We start from the raw sequence: 18,957 nt of genomic DNA on the forward strand, positions 1-18,957 counted from the left end.
GATTTCTGGTGGTGGAGACTTATGACTACGTGTGAACAGACCCTTGCGAACTCTTCGGATGTGCCGGTTTATCTGAAACTGGCGGCGGTCACCATGATCTGGGGCGGGACGTTCGTCGCCGGGCGGTTTCTGGCCGACAGCCTCAGTCCGTTATTCGCTGCGAGTCTGCGGTTCCTGCTGGCGAGCGTGGCGTTGCTGGTGTTCCTGCTGCTGGCGCGGGTGCCCTTGGTGCGACCCAGCCCCAGGCAATGGTTGCAATTGGCGCTGTTGGGATTCTTCGGGATTTTCTTCTACAACCTGTGCTTTTTTTACGGGCTGCATTACATCAACGCGTCCCGGGCGTCTTTGATCGTGGCGTTGAACCCGGCGGTGATCGGCCTGGCTTCTTGGCTGTTGTTCAAGGAGCGGCTGAGTCGGGCGAAAGTGGCTGGTATTGCGATCTGCATTGCTGGCGCCAGCCTGGTGATCGTCAGCCGCAATCCGCAGTTACTGGACGGCAATGCCGATGCCTGGATCGGCGATCTGTTGATCTTCGGCTGCGTGCTCGGCTGGGGCATTTATTCGCTGTTCTCCAAAGGCCTGAATCAAATACTGGGGCCGGTGCAGACGGTGACGTACTCGATTTGGCTCGGCACGCTGATGCTCTGGGTGACCAGCGCCGTGCGGGGCGAGTTGAGTGTCGCGGCGCTCACCGGGCTCGGCGCGCAACAATGGTTGAGCCTGATGTACCTGGGCGTGCTGGGTTCGGCATTGGCCTACATTGGTTATTACGACGGCATCCGCAAAATCGGTGCGACGCGCTCGGGCGTGTTCATCGCCTTGAACCCTTTGACTGCTGTTCTTCTCGGCGCGTTGTTGCTGGGCGAGCAGCTGACACTGGCGATGTGCCTGGGCGGCGGGCTGATCCTGGCGGGGATTTTCCTGTGCAACAAACCGCTTGCGCAGGCCACGAAAAAGGGGATTGTATAAGAAGGCGGACAAACTGATTTACGCTGTGTAGAATCCGGTTACGCATATAAGAATAATCGTCTTCTGGCAGCAGAAGCCTCGCCCGCAAGAGCCTTGGGTCGACAATGAAGATATTTGGGTTCCAATTGATCTACGGTGACTTCCTCGCCCGCAGCGTGAGGGGCATCTCCTGCGCGCCACCCGCCGGTCTCAGCATTGCTAGCAACTAACGATCCGTTAATTCTAAAAGCATGATGAGGCGCCAAAATGGCAGATTTATACGAAAACCCAATGGGCCTGATGGGCTTTGAGTTCATCGAATTCGCATCGCCGACCCCGAACACCCTGGAGCCGATCTTCGAGATCATGGGCTTCACCAAGGTCGCGACCCACCGCTCCAAAGACGTGCACCTATATCGCCAGGGCTCGATCAACCTGATCCTCAACAACGAACCCCACAGCGTGGCCTCGTACTTCGCGGCCGAGCACGGCCCGTCGGTGTGCGGCATGGCGTTCCGGGTCAAGGATTCGCAAAAGGCCTACAAGCGTGCCCTGGAACTCGGCGCCCAGCCGATCCACATCGAAACCGGTCCGATGGAATTGCACCTGCCGGCGATCAAAGGCATCGGCGGCGCGCCGCTGTACCTGATCGACCGTTTCGGTGAAGGCAGCTCGATCTACGACATCGACTTCGTATTCATCGAAGGTGTGGACCGCAACCCGGTCGGCGCCGGTCTGAAAATCATCGACCACCTGACCCACAACGTGTATCGCGGTCGCATGGCCTACTGGGCCAACTTCTACGAGAAGCTGTTCAACTTCCGCGAAATCCGTTACTTCGACATCAAAGGCGAGTACACCGGCCTGACATCCAAGGCGATGACCGCGCCGGACGGCATGATCCGCATCCCGCTGAACGAAGAGTCGTCCAAAGGCGCCGGGCAGATCGAAGAGTTCCTGATGCAGTTCAACGGCGAGGGCATCCAGCACGTGGCGTTCCTCACCGATAACCTGATCGATACTTGGGACCGCCTGAAAAAAATCGGCATGCGCTTCATGACGCCGCCGCCGGACACCTACTACGAAATGCTCGAAGGCCGTTTGCCGAACCACGGCGAGCCGGTCGATCAACTGCAAGCACGGGGCATCTTGCTGGACGGTTCGTCCGAGCCTGGCGACAAGCGCCTGCTGCTGCAGATTTTCTCGGAAACCCTGATGGGGCCGGTGTTCTTCGAGTTCATCCAGCGTAAAGGCGACGATGGTTTCGGCGAAGGCAACTTCAAGGCTCTGTTCGAATCCATCGAGCGCGATCAGGTTCGTCGCGGTGTGCTTTCCACTGATTAAGCCGTTCCTGATGTGAAAAAGCCCGGTCAGCAGCAATGCTGGCCGGGCTTTTTTTTGAATCATGCAATTACATTGGCCGGCGTCGTTGCCGGACCAGATGCTTGAACCCTTCAAACACCAACGCCGCCACCGCCAGCCAGATCGGAATATAAGTCAGCCATTCGCCGGCCTTGATGCTTTCCCCCAACAGCAACGCAACGCCCAGCAACAGCACGGGCTCGACGTAACTCAACAACCCGAACAGGCTGAACGGCAGCAGCCGGCTGGCAATGATGTAGACCACCAGCGCCGAAGCGCTGATCACCCCGAGCAGCGGAATCAACAGCGACAGCCACGGATGTTGATCGAACACGCCAAACCCTTGTTCACCTCCCTGCACGAACCAGAACGCCACCGGCAGCATCAATGCCATGTCCAGCCAGAGCCCGCCAAGGTTGTCCGTGGCCAGGCGTTTGCGCAGGATGAAATAGATCGGATAGCCGATCACCACCAGCAACGTCGCCCAGGAAAAACCGCCGACCTGATACAACTCGTTGAGCACGCCGAGGCTGGCGAAGAACACGGCTATTTTCTGCAGGTAGGAAAGGCGCTCGCCATAGACGATTCGCCCGGTCAGGACCATGGACAGCGGCAACAGGAAATACCCCAGCGACACGTCGAGGCTATAACCGTTGAGCGGCGCCCACATAAACAACCAGAGTTGCAGGCCCAGCAGCACTGCCGAGCCGATCAGGGCGATGAGCAACTTCGGCTTGGCGGCCAGCCGCCGAAGAATCTCGACCACGCGTTTCCATTCGCCGGACACCACCATGAACACGGTCATGCATGGTGCGGTCAGCAACATCCGCCAACCGAAAATCTCCACGCCACTCAAGGGGGAGAGCAGTGAGGTGTAGTAATACATGACGGCAAACAGCATCGAGGCTGTGACCGATAGAGCGATACCTTTAGACAAACTGTCCTCGCGGGTTGAAGGTTAAACGGGGCGCGCAGGATACGTGGTTTTTGTGCTGAATATTGGCCGGGTGATCGATATTTTCAACATCGCGAGGGATGTTGAATCGCTATCGCGGGCAAGCCCGCTCCCACAAGTAACTTCGTCGAAGCATAGTCAGCAGATCGACACAGAACCTGTGAGAGCGGGCTTGCCCGCGATAAATCTCAAGCCGAACGCGGTTTGCGTCCCGGCACAAAATGGCTCACATCATTGAACCCCGGTGTCGACGCATGCCCCGGTGTCACCAGCGAATCGATAAAGGCTTCATCTTCCGCCGTGATTTTCACCGCTTGCGCCTTGATGTACCCATCCCACTGTTCTTCGGTGCGCGGGCCGACGATGGCCGAGGTGACGGCGCTGTTATTCAGCACCCAGGCGATGGCGAACTCGACGATGCCCACGCCACGGTCCCGGGTGTATTGCTGGATCTGCTGGGCAATGCGCAAAGACTCAACCCGCCATTCGGTTTCCAGGATGCGTTTGTCCTGGCGACCGGCGCGGCTGTTGGCGTCCGGTGTCACATCCGGCGCGTACTTGCCGCTGAGCACACCGCGCGCCAGCGGACTGTAAGGCACCACGCCGAGGCCATAGTTTTGCGCGGCGGTGATCTGCTCGGTTTCCGCCTGACGGTTGACGATGTTGTACAGCGGCTGGCTGATCACCGGCCTGTCGACGCCGAGTTTGTCGGCCAAACGAATCACTTCGGCGATACGCCAGCCACGGTAGTTCGACAGCCCCCAGTAGCGGATCTTGCCTTGACGAATCAGATCGCCGATGGCCGACACCGTGACTTCCAGCGGCGTGTTGTGGTCTTCGCGGTGCAGGTAATAGATGTCCAGATAATCGGTGCCCAACCGCGTCAGGCTGGCGTCGATGCCATTGAACAGGTGCTTGCGGCTCAAACCGCTGCGGTTCGGCACACCGTCCACCGGACCGAAGCCGACCTTGGTGGCGAGCACCCATTCGTGGCGGTGGCTGGCGATCGCTTCGCCGACGATCTCTTCGGAGCGGCCGTTGGTGTACACGTCCGCGGTGTCGATGAAGTTGATGCCCTGGTCCCAGGCCTTGCCGATGATCCGCAGGGAATCTTCGGTGCTGGTCTGTTCGCCGAACATCATGGTGCCCAATGTGAGGGTCGACACCTGTAAACCCGAATGACCCAGCGTGCGATAGCTCATGACGAAATCCTTTTACCGGTCAGAAAGCCCTAATCAAATACCAGAACCGCTGCGCGGAGCAATCTGAATTATCGACGCAGTGCCTCACAACGCTCCTGCAAGAACGTTTGCAACACCTTGACCCGCTCCGACACCTGCACCCGATGCGGGCAGAGCAAATTGAATGGCACGCTTTCGCCTTGCCAGTCATCGAACAGCGTCACCAGCCGCCCGGCCTGCACATCGGCGGCGACGTCGAGCCAGGCCTTGTAGGCGATGCCATGCCCGGCCAGGGCCCAGCGGCGGGCAACTTCGCCGTCATCGCTCAGATAGTCGCCATGCACATCAACCTCCAGCACCTCATCGCCACGGCTGAAACGCCAATGGTTGTAGGGTCGGCCATTGCGCAGGTAGAGAAGGGCGCTGTGTTCGCCCAGTTCCTCGGGATGCTGCGGCGTGCCACGGCGGGTCAGGTACTCGGGGCTGGCACAGGCCACGCGCCGATGCTGCGGCAGAATCGGTAGCGCCACCAGCGTCGAGTCACTCGGCACACCGAAGCGCAGGGCCACATCGACCGTCTCGCGGAACAGGTCGGCATGTCGATCGTTGAGCAATAGTTGCAATTGAATGTTGGGGTGTTGGCGCTTGAAATCATCTAGCCACGGTAACAGCACATTGCGCCCGAAGTCCGATGGCGCCGCCAATTGCAGTACACCACTCAAGCCTTGGGTCTGTTGCTTCAACGCCTGCTCACCTTCGGCCAGCGCGGCCAGTGCCAGGCGCACGCTATCCAGGTAGCGCCGGCCTTCTTCGGTCAGGCGCATGCTTCGCGTGGAACGGGCCAGCAAGCGGATGCCGAGACGGGTTTCCAGGCGTTTGAGGGCGATGCTGGCCGCCGCCGGAGTCAGCTCCAGGGCGCGGGCGGCGGCGGAAATGCTGCCGGAGTCGGCGGTGCGGACGAAGATCTCCAGGTCGAGAATCGAGCTCATTGGTAAAAATCCTTTAAAGATCCTTCTGATTTACCGGGATTTTTCTTCGATTGGCAACCGGAGAAGATTGAATCTCCTTAACTCGACCGGAGATCAGCTCATGACACAACTCAACGCTTCCTTGCACGATCGGACCGTCGTGGTGATCGGTGGCCGCAGCGGAATAGGCGCAGCCATCGTCCAGGCCGCAGCCGAGCGTGGAGCCCGTGCGGTGGCGGTGAGTCGCCGCCAGCCAGCGGTCGACCATGATGCAAAGACTCGACACGAAGCGGCGGACGTCACTGATGAAGCGTCGTTGCGACAGCTGTTCGAGCGTATCGGCCCTTTCGATCATCTGGTGATCACTGCCGGTCCGAGTGTGAGTGCCAAACCGTTGGCTGACAGCGATTTGCAGCACGCCCAACAGGCCTTCGATGTCAAATTCTGGGGCGCGCTGCGGGCGATCCAGGTCGCGCTGCCATACCTGAGCGCACGTGGCAGCATCACGCTGACCTCGGGTCTGTTGTCACGCAAGTTCGTCGCCGGGCAGTTCATCAAAACCACCTTGAATGCGGCGCTGGAAGCCTTGGGCAAGCAACTGGCCAAGGAACTGGCACCGCGCCGGGTCAACGTCATAAGTCCCGGTGTCACCGACACCGAGGCTTACGCCGGAATGGACGAAACGCAACGCGCCGCGATGTTTGCCCGTACCGCCGCCGCATTGCCGGTGGGCCGGGTCGGCACCCCACAAGATCTGGCGGCAGCGTTTATTCTGGCGATGGAAAACGACTTTATCAGCGGCACCGTCATCGACGTCGACGGAGGAGGGTTGCTATGAGTTGGCACTTTGATCATCTGGCCTTCAACACCCCCGACGGGCAACCGTTGCAGGAGGCCTTCGGTTCGTTGTTGGGATTGGCGCCAGGACGCCGCCCGCCATTCCCGTTCCCCGGACGCTGGTTGTATCAGGATGCGCAGGCGCTGGTGCATGTGATCGAGCAGCCGACGTTCGATGAGACGGCGTTGAGCCACATTGCCTTTCGCACCGATGAGGAGGCCGCGACGGTGTTGCGACGGGTGCAGGCCAGTGGTTTGCCGTATCAGGTGGCGCAGGTGCCGGAGGACGGGATCTGGCAGATTTTCGTGCAGATGCCGGGTGGTTTGGTGATTGAGCTGGATGCCAAGGCGGGGAGTCTGGTGGGCGTTTAAGGACGATGTTTAAAAGACATTTCCAGATACTCACTGAGGCTACATATTCTTGCGCCGCTGCCTACGACTGCGCCAGAATCCGCCGGCTAGTGCATCTTTGGCCTGGGCTATATCGTTTCTCTGTCGCTGAAAAACAGCGATCGGGTTTGGTAGCCCGGGATTGTTGTTAGGTGCACAGCTCCACCTTTTTGCAGAGTTTCTCGTCTCTGTTTTATGGTGGCCATGCGCAGGGCGTCTTCGGACGCGCCGGTTTCCTAACGCCCGGTCTACCAACCTGAGCATGGCCGCCACCCATCGTTTGGTAGCGAGGGTGATGGCTCCTTCTGTCCTGTTAGGAGTTTCATCTATGTTCAAACCAACGCCAAATCCACCAGAAGTGGACGACGTTTCCCCCTACGAAACCCCCGATTCCAAAAAACTCAACGAAGCCGCCGAGCGCGCCCTCGACCATTACCTCAAACCACCCACCCCCAAAGCCACCAAGCGCAAACCCAGCACCATTTACCATGTCGGTGAAAAGGTCGATAACGAAACCCTGCTGGTCAACGCCTGCGAATCCCTGGCGTCAGCGAGCATGATGCTCACTGAATTCGCCGGATTGATGGACATGCCCCATCGCAACATGATGCTGGGGATTCAATCGGTGGTCATGCTTGGGGAACTGGCTGTCAACCGAGTGCTGGATAACCTCGATCCTCAGAACTGATTGATCCATTGTGGCGAGGGGGGGCTTGTTGTGGTGAGGGGGCTTGCCCCCGTTGGGTTGCGAAGCGACCCCAAAACCTGTAACCGCGGTGTATCAGAGAAATCGCATACACCGGATTGACGACTGCTGCGCAGCCGAACGGGGGCAAGCCCCCTCGCCACGAAAGCAGTGGTGTATCCATGAAATGAAGAACGGCCCGAACGGGCCGTTTTTTTGCTGAACCTTAAACCCGCAACGTCCGGGTCATGCGCAACGCCAGCAAACTCCCACACACAATCACACCCGCCAGCAGGTACAACGCCGCATCGGTGGACCCGGTGCTGTCCTTGACCCAACCCACCAGATACGGGCTAAGGAAACCCGCCATCTGCCCCATGGAGTTGATCAACGCCAAGCCACCGGCCGCCGCACCGGCGCTGAGCATCGCCGTCGGCACCGGCCAGAACATCGGCAAGCCGGTGAGGGCGCCCATGGTGGCGAGGGTCAGGCCGAGAATCGCAAGAGCTGGCGTGGTCGCGAAGTTCACCGCAATCAACAGCCCCACCGCACCCATCAGCATCGGCACCACCAGGTGCCAGCGACGTTCTTTGCGCAGGTCCGCCGAGCGGCCCACCATCAACATGAACACCGCCGCCAGCAGGTACGGAATCGCGCTCAACCAGCCAATCACCAGGTTGTCGCTGAAACCCAGGTTCTTGATGATCGACGGCAGCCAGAAGTTAATCGCGTAAACACCGCTCTGGATGCAGAAGTAGATCAATCCGAACGCCCAGATCGCCGGGTTCTTGAACACTGCCCGCAAGGAGTCGGTGGTGGTTTTCGGTTTGCTGGCCAGGTCTTCGGCGTGGTCGGCTTCAAGCACCGAACGCTCGTACGGGGTCAGCCACTTGGCGTTGGCGTAACTGTCGCTGAGCAGGAAGTAGGCGAGGGCGCCGAGGATCACGGTCGGGATGCCTTGCAGCAGGAACATCCACTGCCAGCCGGCCAAACCGGCCTGGCCTGCGCCGAAGTGGTTGAGGATCCAGCCGGAAAACGGGCTGCCCAGCAGGCCCGACACCGGGATCGCCGACATGAACAGCGCCATGATGCGGCCACGGCGGAACGTCGGGAACCACTGCGAAAGGTAAAGCACCACGCCCGGGAAGAACCCGGCTTCGGCGGCGCCGGTGAACAGGCGCAGGGTGTAGAACTCGGTAGGTGTGGTGACGAACAGCAGGCAAGTCGAGAGCGCTCCCCACGTCATCATCATCAACGCGATCCAGCGTCGCGGGCCGAATTTGGTCAGGGCCAGGTTGCTCGGTACGCCGCACAACACGTAGCCGATAAAGAAGATTCCGGCACCGAGGCCGTACACGGTTTCGCTGAATTTCAGCGCGTCGAGCATCTGCAGTTTGGCAAACCCGACGTTCACCCGGTCGAGGTAGTTGAACAGGTAGCAGATGAAGATGAAGGGGATCAAACGCAAGGTAATGCGTTTGTAGACGGCGTTCTTGTCGTCAGCGTTGGCCAGGGTAGCGGTGGCGCTCTGTGACATGGCGGGCTCTCTCTTTATTATGATTTTTTGCGACGCAAGGGTAACGTTGATCGCCCTGTGAGTCTCGGCCACCCCTTGGGTGGTTGTCTTTGTGCCTGAGCACAGGGTTTGCGACCCTGGCCTGTGCGGCTGAACAAGCCGCCCCATCACGCTTTCAAGGATCCCCGCTATGTTTGAACTCGATCACGACCTGGCCCAGGACATCGTCGACCGGGCGATGGCCATCCTGCCGTACAACGTCAATGTCATGGACAGTCAGGGGCTGATTCTTGGCAGCGGCGAGCCGGAGCGCATCAACACCCGTCACGAAGGCGCGCAACTGGTGCTGGCCAACGGGCGCGTGGTGGAGATCGACGCGCAAACGGCGATTCATCTCAAAGGCGTGCAGCCGGGCATTAATCTGCCGCTGTTGCTCGATCAGCGCTTGATCGGTGTGCTGGGCATTACTGGCGAACCGGAGCAATTGCGCACCTACGCCGAACTGGTGCGCATGACCGCCGAGATGCTGGTGGCCCAGCGCAATCAGCAGGCCGAGCAGCAATGGCGGCGCCAACGGTGCGACGATCTGCTGGCATTGCTGTTGAGCGAAGCAGGGGATTCGCCACGGTTGCTGGACGAAGCGCAGCAACTGGGGCTCAAGCCGCAGCTGACACGAGTGCCGTATCTGTTCGAGTTGGGCATCGAACACGGCCCGAGCCAGACCGTCGAAGCGCTCAGCGCCTGGCTGATGTCGCGCTACCCGGACAGTTGGTGCGTGAGCTCGGCCAAATCTTCGTTGCTCTGGTGCCGCCCGGCGACGCCTGCGGTCGAGAACGAACGATTGCTGGAAAAGCTCGATGGCCTGGGCTGGAACATTTTGCGCATTGCCGTGGGCGGGCAGGCCGACGGCTTGTCGGGGTTGCGTCGCTGCTATCGACGGGTCGGCGATTTGCTGGCCTACGGGCGCGATGTGTTGCCGCATTCGCGCTTGTTGATCCTGAACCGTTATCGGCTGCCGGTGATGCTCTGGCGGCACCGCGACGACGATGCGCTGGATGAACTGCTGCGGCCGCTGCGTAAAGTCATCGCCAAGGACGGTAACGGGCAATTGCTGGCCACCCTGCGCAGTTGGTGCGAACACGACGGCCAGAGCCAGGCCTGCGCCGATGCCCTGGGCATCCACCGCAACAGTTTGCGTTATCGCATGGAGCGGATCGCCGAACTCAGCGGCGTCGACCCGCTGAAGCTCGACGGAATGCTCGCACTGTACCTTGGCGTCCAGCTCCTGCCACAAACCGAGCTGCCGACCACCGCACCGTAGCAGCTGCCGAGCCTGCGAGGCTGCTGCTACGACGAACAGTGCGGACAAGGGTTTTGTGGAAATGAACAATAATCCACATGGCCGCTTGTGCAGCGGACCGGCGTTATTGTTCAGGCCTGCTGGCAGCATGGACGCATTGGAACTGGAGAATTCGCATGAAAATCGTCATTGCCCCCGATTCGTTCAAGGACAGCCTGAGTGCCCAGGGTGTGGCCGAGGCCATAGCGCTGGGGTTGGCGCAGGTTTGGCCAGACGCGCAATTGCTCAAGTGCCCAATGGCTGATGGTGGCGAAGGCACGGTCGAGTCGATTCTGGCCGCGTGCGATGGGGAACTGCGCCGCACCCGTGTTCGCGGGCCGTTGGGCGCCACGGTCGATGCCGCCTGGGGCTGGTTGCCGCAGAGTCATACCGCGATCATCGAAATGGCCGAGGCCAGTGGCCTGCAACTGGTGCCGCTTGACCTGCGCGATGCCTGTACCAGCAGCACCTTCGGCACCGGCGAATTGATCCGCGCTGCGCTCGATGCCGGGGCGCAACGAGTGATTCTGGCGATTGGTGGCAGTGCCACGAATGACGGCGGCGCCGGGGCGATGCAGGCTCTGGGGGTGAAACTGCTGGACGCACAGGGCCAAACCCTGGCGCCGGGCGGTCTGGCGCTGGCGCAACTGGCCCGTCTCGATTTGAGCGACATTGATCCGCGTCTGGCCGGCGTGCGTTTCGACATCGCCGCCGACGTCAATAATCCGCTGTGCGGCCCTCACGGTGCGTCAGCGATTTTCGGCCCGCAGAAAGGTGCGTCGCCCGAGCAAGTCCAGCAACTGGACCTTGCTCTCGGGCACTTTGCCGAGCTCTGCGCGCAAGCCCTGGACAAAGACGTGCGCGATGAACCAGGCAGCGGCGCGGCGGGCGGTCTGGGGTTTGCCGCGAAGGCGTTTCTTGGCGCGCAATTCCAGGCCGGTGTGGAAGTGGTCGCCGAACTGGTGGGGCTGGCCGAAGCGGTCAACGGCGCCGACCTGGTGATCACCGGCGAAGGCCGTTTCGATGCCCAGACATTGCGCGGCAAAACCCCGTTTGGCGTGGCACGCATTGCGCGGCAGCACGGTGTGCCGGTCATCGTCATCGCCGGCACCTTGGGCGAGGGGTATCAGGCTCTGTACGAGCATGGCATCGATGCGGCTTTTGCATTGGCGAGCGGGCCGATGAGCCTGGAACAGGCCTGCGCCGAGGCGCCGCGATTGTTGCGTGAGCGCGCCAGTGATATCGCGCGGGTTTGGCGGGTGGCCGCCCGCAAGGCCTGACACTGTCTTCAGTAAAAAGAAATCTCTGTGGCGAGGGAGCTTGCTCCCGCTCGGTTGCGCAGCAGCCGTAAATTTTTTGGGGCCGCTACGCAGCCCAGCGGGAGCAAGCTCCCTCGCCACAAAGGCTACTGCGCAAAGCCGACCTCCGCGCAACATCTGTTTCACCGCTGAAACACTCTGCCGCCCTTGAAAAATATTTCTCCAGACCCCTGCAAAAATCCTAAACCCCGGCCGATACAGCCAATAGGCGTACACAAACCTATTACAACAGTGGCGCCAAACTGAAAGGTGCGCGCCATCGCCCGCCCGCCAGTGATCATGGCAAGGATGCTCGCCGCCTCAATTACCGAGATCATCCTATGTCACTGCGTAATCTGAAAATCGCGCCTCGAGCTTTCCTCGGTTTCGCTTTCATCGCCTTGCTGGTCATCGTGCTGGGTGTGTTTGCGGCGAATCGCATGTCGATCATCCGACAGGCCTCTGTGGATATGGAAAGCAATCAGCTACCCAGCGTCGGCTTCCTGGGTGTCATGACCGAAAACGTGCTGCGTCTGCGAATTCTCTCGTTCCGGGTTCTGGTGAACCGTGAGCCCGCGAGCCTGCAAGAAGCAGAAACCCGGATCGGGGTACTGGTGGACAAGGTCAAGCAGGCACAGGCTGCTTATGGGGCATTGCCGGCCGGCGATGAGGAAGCGGCGTTATTCAAGACATTCTCGGCCACGCTGGACAAATACCTGCAAGCGGTGCGCGAGATGATGGAGCTTTCGCGGCAGAACAAACTGGATGAAATGCTCAACCTGATCAACACCCGGATCAAGGATGGAACCGATCAGATGGGCGAGCAGTTGAACAAGTTGATTGCCATCAACAAGGCTGGCGCGACTGCGGCCGACGCCCAGGCCAAAGAGCAGTTTGCCTTTGCCACCAATGGCATCATCGTGGTCTCGGCGGTCGCTGCCCTGATGACCGTGCTGCTGGCCTGGCTGTTGACCCGCAGTATCGTCACGCCGCTGAACCGTGCGGTGCTTGCGGCCGAAACCATTGCCAGCGGCAACCTGAGCAAGGTCATCGAAGTCGATGGCAACGACGAACCGGCGCGTTTACTCGGCGCCTTGGCCACCATGCAGACGAACCTGCGCAAGACCATCGAACAGATCGCCGGCTCCGCGACGCAACTGGGCGCCGCCGCCGAAGAACTCAGCACCGTGACCCAAGAAGCGTCCCGTGGCCTGCAACAACAGAACAACGAAATTGAACAGGCCGCCACCGCCGTCAACGAAATGACCGCCGCCGTGGAAGAAGTGGCACGCAACGCGGTATCGACGTCCGAAGCCTCGAACCAGTCGACCCAGGCCGCCCGTGAAGGTCGTGACCGGGTGGTGGAAACCGTCGACGCGATCCAGACCATGACCCACGACGTGCAAAACACTGCATTGATGATCGAGGGGCTGGCCACTCAGGGCCGAGACATTGGCAAAGTGCTGGACGTGATCCGCGCCATCGCCGAACAGACCAACCTGCTGGCCCTCAACGCCGCCATCGAAGCGGCCCGTGCCGGGGAAGCCGGGCGTGGCTTTGCGGTGGTTGCGGACGAGGTCCGGGCGCTGGCCCATCGCACTGCGCAATCGACCCAGGAAATCGAGAAAATGGTGGCCGGTATTCAGAACGGCACCGGTGAAGCGGTGTCGTCGATGCAGCAAAGCAATCAGCGCACCCAAAGCACCCTGGAAATGGCCCGTGCGGCAGGTGTCGCCCTGGAACAGATCACTTCATCGATTCAGCTGATCAATGAACGCAACCTGGTGATCGCCAGCGCCTCGGAAGAACAGGCCCAGGTGTCCCGTGAAGTCGACCGCAACCTAGTGAACATCCGCGACCTGGCCACCCAGTCGGCCGCCGGTGCCAACCAGACCAGCGCCGCCACCCATGAACTGTCACGACTGGCGGTAGATTTGAATGCAATGGTGGCGCGTTTCGTGATTTGAGATAGGGTTGAAACTGGAACTCGCGCGTTAGGAGAAGTACATGCGCTATTCAGCCTTGACCCAACGAATCGACGGTGATGGAGCGGCAGCCTGGAAGATTCACGATCGAGCGCTGGAATTGCGCGAGCAGGGCGTCGACGTGTTGCTGTTGTCGGTCGGCGACCCGGACTTCGATACGCCGCTGCCGGTCGTCCACGCGGCCATCGACAGCCTGCTGGCCGGCGACACCCATTACTCGGATGTGCGCGGCACCCGTACATTGCGCAGCAGCATCGCCAGCCGTCACCAGCAGCGCTGCGGCCAAGAGGTGGACGCCGACCATGTGATCGTGCTGCCCGGCGCTCAATGCGCGGTGTATTCGGTTGCCCAGTGCCTGCTCGACCCGGGTGACGAAGTGATCATCGCCGAACCCATGTACGTCACTTATGAAGGCGTGTTCGGCGCCTGCGGGGCGAGCGTGGTGCCGGTGGCGGTGCGTCCGGAGAACGGCTTTCGGGTCGAGCCGGCGGATGTCGCGGCGCTGATCACCGCTAAAACCCGGGTCATTCTGCTCAACAGTCCGAACAATCCCTCCGGTGCCAGCCTTTCCTTGAAAAGCTGGCAGGAACTGGCGGCGCTGTGTGTGCAACATGACCTCTGGCTGATCAGCGATGAGGTCTATAGCGACTTGTTGTATGAGGGCGAGCACATCAGCCCGGCCAGCCTGCCGGGTATGGCCGAGCGCACCGCGACCCTCAACAGTTTGTCCAAATCCCATGCCATGACTGGCTGGCGGGTAGGCTGGATGATCGGCCCGAAACCACTGGCCGATCATGTGATGCATCTGTCGTTGTGCATGCTGTTCGGCATTCCGGATTTCGTTCAGAAAGCCGCGCAAGCGGCACTCGATAAGGATTTGCCGGAAGTGGCGCTGATGCGTGAGGAGTATCGCCAGCGACGCGATCTGGTGTGCGCGAGGTTGAGCGGTTGCCCCGGTATCCGGCCGATCAAGCCTGATGGCGGGATGTTTGTGATGCTCGATGTGCGCCAGACCGGGCTCGGCGCCCAGGATTTTGCCGAGCGGCTGCTGGAAGGTTATGGCGTGTCGGTGCTGGCCGGCGAAGCCTTCGGGCCGAGTGCGGCGGGGCACATACGCATCGGGCTGGTGGTGGACCAGGTGAAGCTGGCGGAAGCGTGTCGGCGGATTGCGTCCTGTGCGGCGGATTTGCTGCAGATGCGACGGGCCTGATCGAGCCATTTCATGATCGTTCCCACGCGAGCATGGGAACGATCAATCCCTTAACCCTTCCACGCTCCGGTATTCACCAGATTCACCGGCCGCTCACCCGCCAACGCCGCCAACAAGTTTTCGACTGCACAAGTCGCCATCGCCTCCCGCGTCTCATGGGTCGCCGAGCCGATATGCGGCGTCGCCACCACGTTGTTCAACTGCAACAGCGGCGAGTCATGGCGCAGCGGTTCGCGCTCGAACACATCCAGCCCGGCAGCGCGAATCCGGTTCTGCTGCAACGCTTCGATCAACGCCGCTTCATCCACCACTTTGCCCCGGGAAATGTTGATGAAGATGCTTTGCGGGCGCATCAAGGCAAACTCCCGGGCGCCGATCAGCTTTTCGGTTTCGGTGGTCAGCGGCAAGGTCAGGCAAATGAAGTCGGCCTGCTGCAACAACTCGGTCAGGCTGCGGTATTGCGCATTGAAGCGCTGCTCCACCGCCGGTTTCGGCGAATGGCTGTGATACACAACCGGCATGCCGAAACCGAAATGCCCACGCTGCGCCAACGCTTCGCCAATCCGCCCCATGCCGATGATGCCCAGCGTCTTGCCATGCACATCGCTGCCGAAATGCGCTGGGCCGATGTTGCGGTTCCACTGGCCGGCACGAACCATGTTCGCCAGTTCCACCACGCGTCGGGCGGTGGCCAGGATCAGCGCGAAGCCGGTGTCGGCGGTGGTCTCGGTCAACACGTCGGGGGTGTTGCTGAGCAGGATCCGCCGTTCGGTCAGGTAGTCGATGTCGTAGTTGTCGACGCCGACGGACACACTGGCAATCGCTTCCAGGTTCGGTGCCAGGTCGAGCAACCCGGCATCGAGTTTCAGACTGGCGCCAAGCAACCCTTGGGCGCGGGGCAGGGCCTGGCGCAGCTTGGCCAGGCCTTCGGCGTCGAGGCTGTCGATCAGCGTCACCTCAGTCTGCTCATGCAAGCGAGCCATCAGCAGCGGCGAGAGTTTCTTGTACAGCACAACCTGCTTTTTCATATCGACATCCATTCAGGAATGAGCCGGCACCGGCCGGGGCGCGGCGGTTTTGGCCACGACCCGGTCACTGGCGCCGGGCTTGAGGAAAATCGTCAGCACCACCGACACCAGCAACGCGCCGCTCATCAGCAGATAAGACGCACCGGGCGATCCGGTGGAGCTGTTCAGGTAACCGACCAGATAAGAGCCGCCAAACGAACCGAGCGCACCCATGCTGTTGATCAACGCCATGGCACCACCGGCCACGTTGGCCGGGAGGATTTCCGGAACGATGGCGAAGAACGGTCCGTACGGGGCGTACATGCAGGCACCGGCAATCACCAGCAGGGTGTAGGACCACCAGAAATGCTCCGCGCCCAGCGCGTAGGAGCCGTAGAACGCAATCGAGGCGATCAGCAGCGGAGGCCAGACGAAGCGTTTGCGCTTCTGCAGTTTGTCCGAGCCCCAGGACACCAGCAGCATGCCGATCACTGCCGCCAGGTAGGGTAACGCCGACAGCCAGCCGGCTTCGATCATGTCCATTTGCGCGCCGGCCTTGAGGATCGATGGCAGCCACAGCACGAAACCGTAGACGCCAATGCTCCAGCAGAAGAACTGCAAGGCGAGGATGATGACTTTTGGCGAGCGAAAGGCTTCGGCATAGTTTTTCACTGCCTTGATGCCGACCTGTTCGGCGGCCAGGGCACTTTCCAGGTCCTGCTTTTCCTGGTCGTTGAGCCACTTGGCCTGGGCCGGCCGGTCATCGGCCAGACGCCACCAGATAAACGCCCACAACACCGCCGGCAAGCCTTCGATGATGAACATCCAGCGCCAGTTGAAATGCTGGATCAGGTAGCCCGAGACCACCGACATCCAGAGCATGGTCACCGGGTTGCCGAGGATCAGGAAGGTGTTGGCGCGCGAGCGTTCGGCACGGGTGAACCAGTGGCACAGGTACACCAGCATCGCCGGCATCACCGCGGCTTCGACCACGCCGAGCATGAAACGAATGACGATCAGCCAGTAGGCGTTGGAGACGATCCCGGTCAAGGTCGCCAGGGCACCCCAGAGAATCAGGCTGACGAAAATCAGTTTCTTCACGCTGTGCTTCTGGGCGTAGATCGCGCCCGGGATCTGGAAGAAGAAATAGCCGAGGAAGAACAGTGCGCCGAGCAGGGAAGACAACCCCGGGGTGATCATCAGGTCCTTGGCCATCCCGGAGGCGGCGGCGAACCCGTAGTTGGCGCGGTCCAGATACGCCAGGCTGTAGGTGATGAACACGATGGGCATGATGTACCACCAGCGGCGGGTGGCCAGTGTTGCGGTTTTCATAGTGATGCTCCTGAGCTTGTTGTTTTTGTCGCAGCAGGTAACGGAGTCTGATTCAAATTTTTACGTTAATGGTGAGGGCCCCTTCGCGGGCAAGCCTCGCTCCTACGGGCGTACACCCCGAACCCTGTAGGAGCGAGGCTTGCCCGCGAACGGCGTCCTCAAATTCAGCATCCATCTCGGCTCGGGTGGGCAAGCCTTCCATATCCCCACGGCTCTGCACCGCGCGGCTGCCGATCCAGTTGGCACGTTGTACGGCATGGGCAACGCTGTGGTTTTCCAGCAGGGCGCTGATCAGGCCGACGGCAAACCCGTCACCGGCACCGACCGTATCGACCACTGTTGCCACGGGTACGCCTGCAACGAAACCTTCATCCTGATGCGTGCGGTAATACGCACCGTGCGGGCCAAGCTTGATCGCCACGGCTTCGGCGCCCTGGTCGAGGTAAAACGCCGCGATGTCGGCAGGGTCTTCGAAACCGGTCAGCAACCGTCCTTCGCTCAACCCCGGCAGCACCCAATGGGCGAGGGCGGCGAGGCGGTTGATCTCGCTGATCATCTGCTGTTCGCTGGCCCACAGGCTCGGGCGCAGGTTGGGGTCGAACGACACGCTGCGCCCGGCATCGCGCATGCGGGTCATCAGTTCGAAGGACATTGCCCGGGCCGACGCGGATAGCGCCGGAGGAATGCCGGTGGCATGCAAGTGCCGGGCGTTGAGCAGCGACGGGGAAATCGACTGCACCGACAAGTGACTGGCCGCCGAACCGCGACGGAAATATTCGACCACCGGATCGCTGCCGTCATCGGCGCGGGATTTGAGTTGAAACCCGGTGGGGTGGGCCGGGTCGATGTCGACGTGGCTGCAATCCAGGCCTTCTTTCTTCAGCGTATCGATGACGAAACGGCCGAGAGAATCGGCGCCCACCCGGCTCAGCCAGGCGACGTTAAAGCCCAATCGCGACAGGCCAATGGCGACGTTGCTGTCGGCCCCGGCAATGCGCTTGTGGAAGTGGCCGACGTCGGCCAGTTCACCGTTCTGCTCGGCAACGAACATCGCCATGGTTTCGCCGAACGACAGAATCTCGATCTCAGACATGCGCAGGCTCCAGGCGGGATTGGCTGAGGCAGGCGAGGGTAGCAACGTGTTCGGTGGTCAACTGCACCAGGTCATCGCCTTGCAGCGGATATTCCGCTGCGCGCATCACGTTCTGGGGCATGTGCCGCAGCAATTGTTGCCACAGGTGCAAGTCACTGGCCGCCGGTGGTATCGCTACCAGTTTGCCGTCGACCCGACGCGCCACTGCTTTGCAGTGCACGTAGCCGACATGTCGACCGAGCAACCGCGCGGCGCTGGCAGCGGACTGGTCCTGCCATTGCCAGTTGCCGATATCGAAGGTCATTTTGATCGGCAACTGATGCTGCTCGACGTCGGCGAAGAAACGCTGGAACGGCTCGATGCGGCCGCCGTGCAAGGTCTGGTCGTTTTCCACCAGCAATTGCACTGGGCTCTGCTGCAACACATGCGCCAGTGTTTGCAGGTCATTGTTGTCGGTGAAATAACCCAGGGAGACTTTCAGCCATTGTGAGCCGAATGCCTCGGCGCGTTGCAGGGTCGAGAGCAATTCAGGGTTGGGTGCCGATTGCCCGGCCAGCCACAACTCCAGCGGCGAGGAATACACGCTTTCCAGGCCCCGGGATTGCGTGGCGTCGGCCAATTGCGCGGGGTCTTCGAGGGTCAGCAGCTCTTCGCGCCATTCGATGTGCGTGGCACCGGCAGCGGCCAGCACTTCGACAAAACTACCCTGGCCACGTTGGCGCACAAGCTCGGCGCCGTAGCTGGACAGGCTGATGGAAACGGGTGGTTTGTTCATTGTTATCACCTCTGAAACCGGTTTCATTTTTGTTCAAAAAAAATATCAGTGAGTGATGTGTTGTTCTTTCGGGCGT

General features: G+C 60.8%; 17 protein-coding genes. 9 read left to right on the top strand and 8 right to left on the bottom strand.

The genetic code is table 11. From position 1 onward, the window contains the following. The first annotated feature begins 21 nt into the window (after positions 1 to 21). Positions 22 to 969, top strand: coding sequence for a DMT family transporter (locus tag AC07VO_RS01025; protein WP_192350435.1), 948 nt, complete (start codon positions 22 to 24; stop codon positions 967 to 969). A gap of 246 nt (positions 970 to 1,215) precedes the next feature. Next, positions 1,216 to 2,292, top strand: a complete 1,077-nt coding sequence (gene hppD / locus AC07VO_RS01030) for a 4-hydroxyphenylpyruvate dioxygenase (protein WP_007935668.1) — start codon at positions 1,216 to 1,218, stop codon at positions 2,290 to 2,292. 67 nt (positions 2,293 to 2,359) lie between these two features. Here the strand turns inward: hppD and rarD are convergent, their stop codons facing one another. The 3 genes from rarD to AC07VO_RS01045 form a co-directional block, all read right to left on the bottom strand. Further along, positions 2,360 to 3,247 carry an EamA family transporter RarD gene (gene rarD, locus AC07VO_RS01035; RefSeq protein WP_026286642.1) on the bottom strand — a complete coding sequence of 296 codons (888 nt, stop codon included), beginning with the start codon at positions 3,245 to 3,247 and terminating at the stop codon, positions 2,360 to 2,362. 206 nt (positions 3,248 to 3,453) lie between these two features. Then, positions 3,454 to 4,467, bottom strand: coding sequence for an aldo/keto reductase (locus AC07VO_RS01040; RefSeq protein ID WP_192350439.1), 1,014 nt, complete (start codon positions 4,465 to 4,467; stop codon positions 3,454 to 3,456). A 68-nt stretch (positions 4,468 to 4,535) separates the two neighbouring features. Beyond that, a complete protein-coding gene (locus AC07VO_RS01045) occupies positions 4,536 to 5,435 on the bottom strand; it encodes a LysR family transcriptional regulator (protein WP_018929083.1) in 900 nt (299 codons plus the stop codon). 100 nt (positions 5,436 to 5,535) lie between these two features. On the opposite strand from AC07VO_RS01045, the gene AC07VO_RS01050 reads away from it, so the two are divergent. From AC07VO_RS01050 to AC07VO_RS01060, 3 genes are all read left to right on the top strand, one after another. Beyond that, positions 5,536 to 6,252 (top strand): SDR family oxidoreductase, encoded by a 717-nt coding sequence (locus AC07VO_RS01050; RefSeq protein WP_192350441.1) that lies wholly within the window; start codon positions 5,536 to 5,538, stop codon positions 6,250 to 6,252. Then, positions 6,249 to 6,623 (top strand): VOC family protein, encoded by a 375-nt coding sequence (locus AC07VO_RS01055; protein ID WP_192350443.1) that lies wholly within the window; start codon positions 6,249 to 6,251, stop codon positions 6,621 to 6,623. Before AC07VO_RS01050 ends, AC07VO_RS01055 begins: the two co-directional genes overlap by 4 nt. A gap of 346 nt (positions 6,624 to 6,969) precedes the next feature. Beyond that, positions 6,970 to 7,329 (top strand): DUF6124 family protein, encoded by a 360-nt coding sequence (locus AC07VO_RS01060; protein WP_192350445.1) that lies wholly within the window; start codon positions 6,970 to 6,972, stop codon positions 7,327 to 7,329. Between the two features lie 223 nt (positions 7,330 to 7,552). On the opposite strand, the gene AC07VO_RS01065 is transcribed toward AC07VO_RS01060, so the two are convergent. Continuing rightward, entirely contained in the window at positions 7,553 to 8,863 is a 1,311-nt protein-coding gene (locus AC07VO_RS01065; RefSeq protein WP_111453278.1) for an MFS transporter, read from the bottom strand. Positions 8,864 to 9,032: 169 nt separating this feature from the next. Between AC07VO_RS01065 and AC07VO_RS01070 the strand changes: the two genes are divergently transcribed. The 4 genes from AC07VO_RS01070 (at position 9,033) to AC07VO_RS01085 (ending at position 14,674) form a co-directional block, all read left to right on the top strand. Further along, the gene (locus tag AC07VO_RS01070; protein ID WP_064617724.1) at positions 9,033 to 10,163 is read left to right on the top strand and encodes a sugar diacid recognition domain-containing protein; all 1,131 of its coding nucleotides are present in this window, start codon (positions 9,033 to 9,035) and stop codon (positions 10,161 to 10,163) included. A 155-nt stretch (positions 10,164 to 10,318) separates the two neighbouring features. Continuing rightward, entirely contained in the window at positions 10,319 to 11,461 is a 1,143-nt protein-coding gene (locus tag AC07VO_RS01075; protein ID WP_018929089.1) for a glycerate kinase, read from the top strand. Between the two features lie 359 nt (positions 11,462 to 11,820). Beyond that, the gene (locus AC07VO_RS01080) at positions 11,821 to 13,446 is read left to right on the top strand and encodes a methyl-accepting chemotaxis protein (RefSeq protein WP_064617729.1); all 1,626 of its coding nucleotides are present in this window, start codon (positions 11,821 to 11,823) and stop codon (positions 13,444 to 13,446) included. A 40-nt stretch (positions 13,447 to 13,486) separates the two neighbouring features. Next, positions 13,487 to 14,674: a pyridoxal phosphate-dependent aminotransferase gene (locus tag AC07VO_RS01085; RefSeq protein ID WP_018929091.1), complete on the top strand. Its 1,188-nt coding sequence runs from the start codon at positions 13,487 to 13,489 to the stop codon at positions 14,672 to 14,674. Between the two features lie 50 nt (positions 14,675 to 14,724). Here the strand turns inward: AC07VO_RS01085 and AC07VO_RS01090 are convergent, their stop codons facing one another. From AC07VO_RS01090 to AC07VO_RS01105, 4 genes are read right to left on the bottom strand one after another with little or no spacing between them, the layout of a single operon-like run. Beyond that, on the bottom strand, positions 14,725 to 15,702 hold the full coding sequence (locus AC07VO_RS01090) for a 2-hydroxyacid dehydrogenase (protein ID WP_192350447.1): 978 nt from the start codon (positions 15,700 to 15,702) through the stop codon (positions 14,725 to 14,727). Between the two features lie 12 nt (positions 15,703 to 15,714). Continuing rightward, a complete protein-coding gene (locus AC07VO_RS01095) occupies positions 15,715 to 17,013 on the bottom strand; it encodes an MFS transporter (protein WP_192350449.1) in 1,299 nt (432 codons plus the stop codon). Positions 17,014 to 17,065: 52 nt separating this feature from the next. Beyond that, on the bottom strand, positions 17,066 to 18,106 hold the full coding sequence (locus AC07VO_RS01100) for a sugar kinase (RefSeq protein WP_192350451.1): 1,041 nt from the start codon (positions 18,104 to 18,106) through the stop codon (positions 17,066 to 17,068). Continuing rightward, complete coding sequence (locus tag AC07VO_RS01105) at positions 18,099 to 18,881, bottom strand: sugar phosphate isomerase/epimerase family protein (RefSeq protein ID WP_192350453.1); 783 nt, start codon at positions 18,879 to 18,881, stop codon at positions 18,099 to 18,101. The genes AC07VO_RS01100 and AC07VO_RS01105 overlap by 8 nt, the downstream gene beginning before the upstream one ends. Positions 18,882 to 18,957: the final 76 nt, after the last annotated feature.

This window comes from Pseudomonas sp. GW821-FHT03E01, assembly GCF_059420765.1.

Bases quoted from the DNA above. Each gene is read 5' to 3' on its own strand.
- AC07VO_RS01090 (WP_192350447.1), bottom strand. From the start codon at position 15,702: ATGAAAAAGCAGGTTGTGCTGTACAAGAAACTCTCGCCGCTGCTGATG.
- AC07VO_RS01105 (WP_192350453.1), bottom strand. From the start codon at position 18,881: ATGAACAAACCACCCGTTTCCATCAGCCTGTCCAGCTACGGCGCCGAG.
- AC07VO_RS01095 (WP_192350449.1), bottom strand. From the start codon at position 17,013: ATGAAAACCGCAACACTGGCCACCCGCCGCTGGTGGTACATCATGCCC.
- hppD (WP_007935668.1), top strand. From the start codon at position 1,216: ATGGCAGATTTATACGAAAACCCAATGGGCCTGATGGGCTTTGAGTTC.
- AC07VO_RS01070 (WP_064617724.1), top strand. From the start codon at position 9,033: ATGTTTGAACTCGATCACGACCTGGCCCAGGACATCGTCGACCGGGCG.
- AC07VO_RS01080 (WP_064617729.1), top strand. From the start codon at position 11,821: ATGTCACTGCGTAATCTGAAAATCGCGCCTCGAGCTTTCCTCGGTTTC.
- AC07VO_RS01100 (WP_192350451.1), bottom strand. From the start codon at position 18,106: ATGTCTGAGATCGAGATTCTGTCGTTCGGCGAAACCATGGCGATGTTC.
- AC07VO_RS01065 (WP_111453278.1), bottom strand. From the start codon at position 8,863: ATGTCACAGAGCGCCACCGCTACCCTGGCCAACGCTGACGACAAGAAC.
- AC07VO_RS01040 (WP_192350439.1), bottom strand. From the start codon at position 4,467: ATGAGCTATCGCACGCTGGGTCATTCGGGTTTACAGGTGTCGACCCTC.
- AC07VO_RS01060 (WP_192350445.1), top strand. From the start codon at position 6,970: ATGTTCAAACCAACGCCAAATCCACCAGAAGTGGACGACGTTTCCCCC.
- AC07VO_RS01045 (WP_018929083.1), bottom strand. From the start codon at position 5,435: ATGAGCTCGATTCTCGACCTGGAGATCTTCGTCCGCACCGCCGACTCC.
- AC07VO_RS01025 (WP_192350435.1), top strand. From the start codon at position 22: ATGACTACGTGTGAACAGACCCTTGCGAACTCTTCGGATGTGCCGGTT.
- AC07VO_RS01085 (WP_018929091.1), top strand. From the start codon at position 13,487: ATGCGCTATTCAGCCTTGACCCAACGAATCGACGGTGATGGAGCGGCA.
- AC07VO_RS01055 (WP_192350443.1), top strand. From the start codon at position 6,249: ATGAGTTGGCACTTTGATCATCTGGCCTTCAACACCCCCGACGGGCAA.
- AC07VO_RS01050 (WP_192350441.1), top strand. From the start codon at position 5,536: ATGACACAACTCAACGCTTCCTTGCACGATCGGACCGTCGTGGTGATC.
- AC07VO_RS01075 (WP_018929089.1), top strand. From the start codon at position 10,319: ATGAAAATCGTCATTGCCCCCGATTCGTTCAAGGACAGCCTGAGTGCC.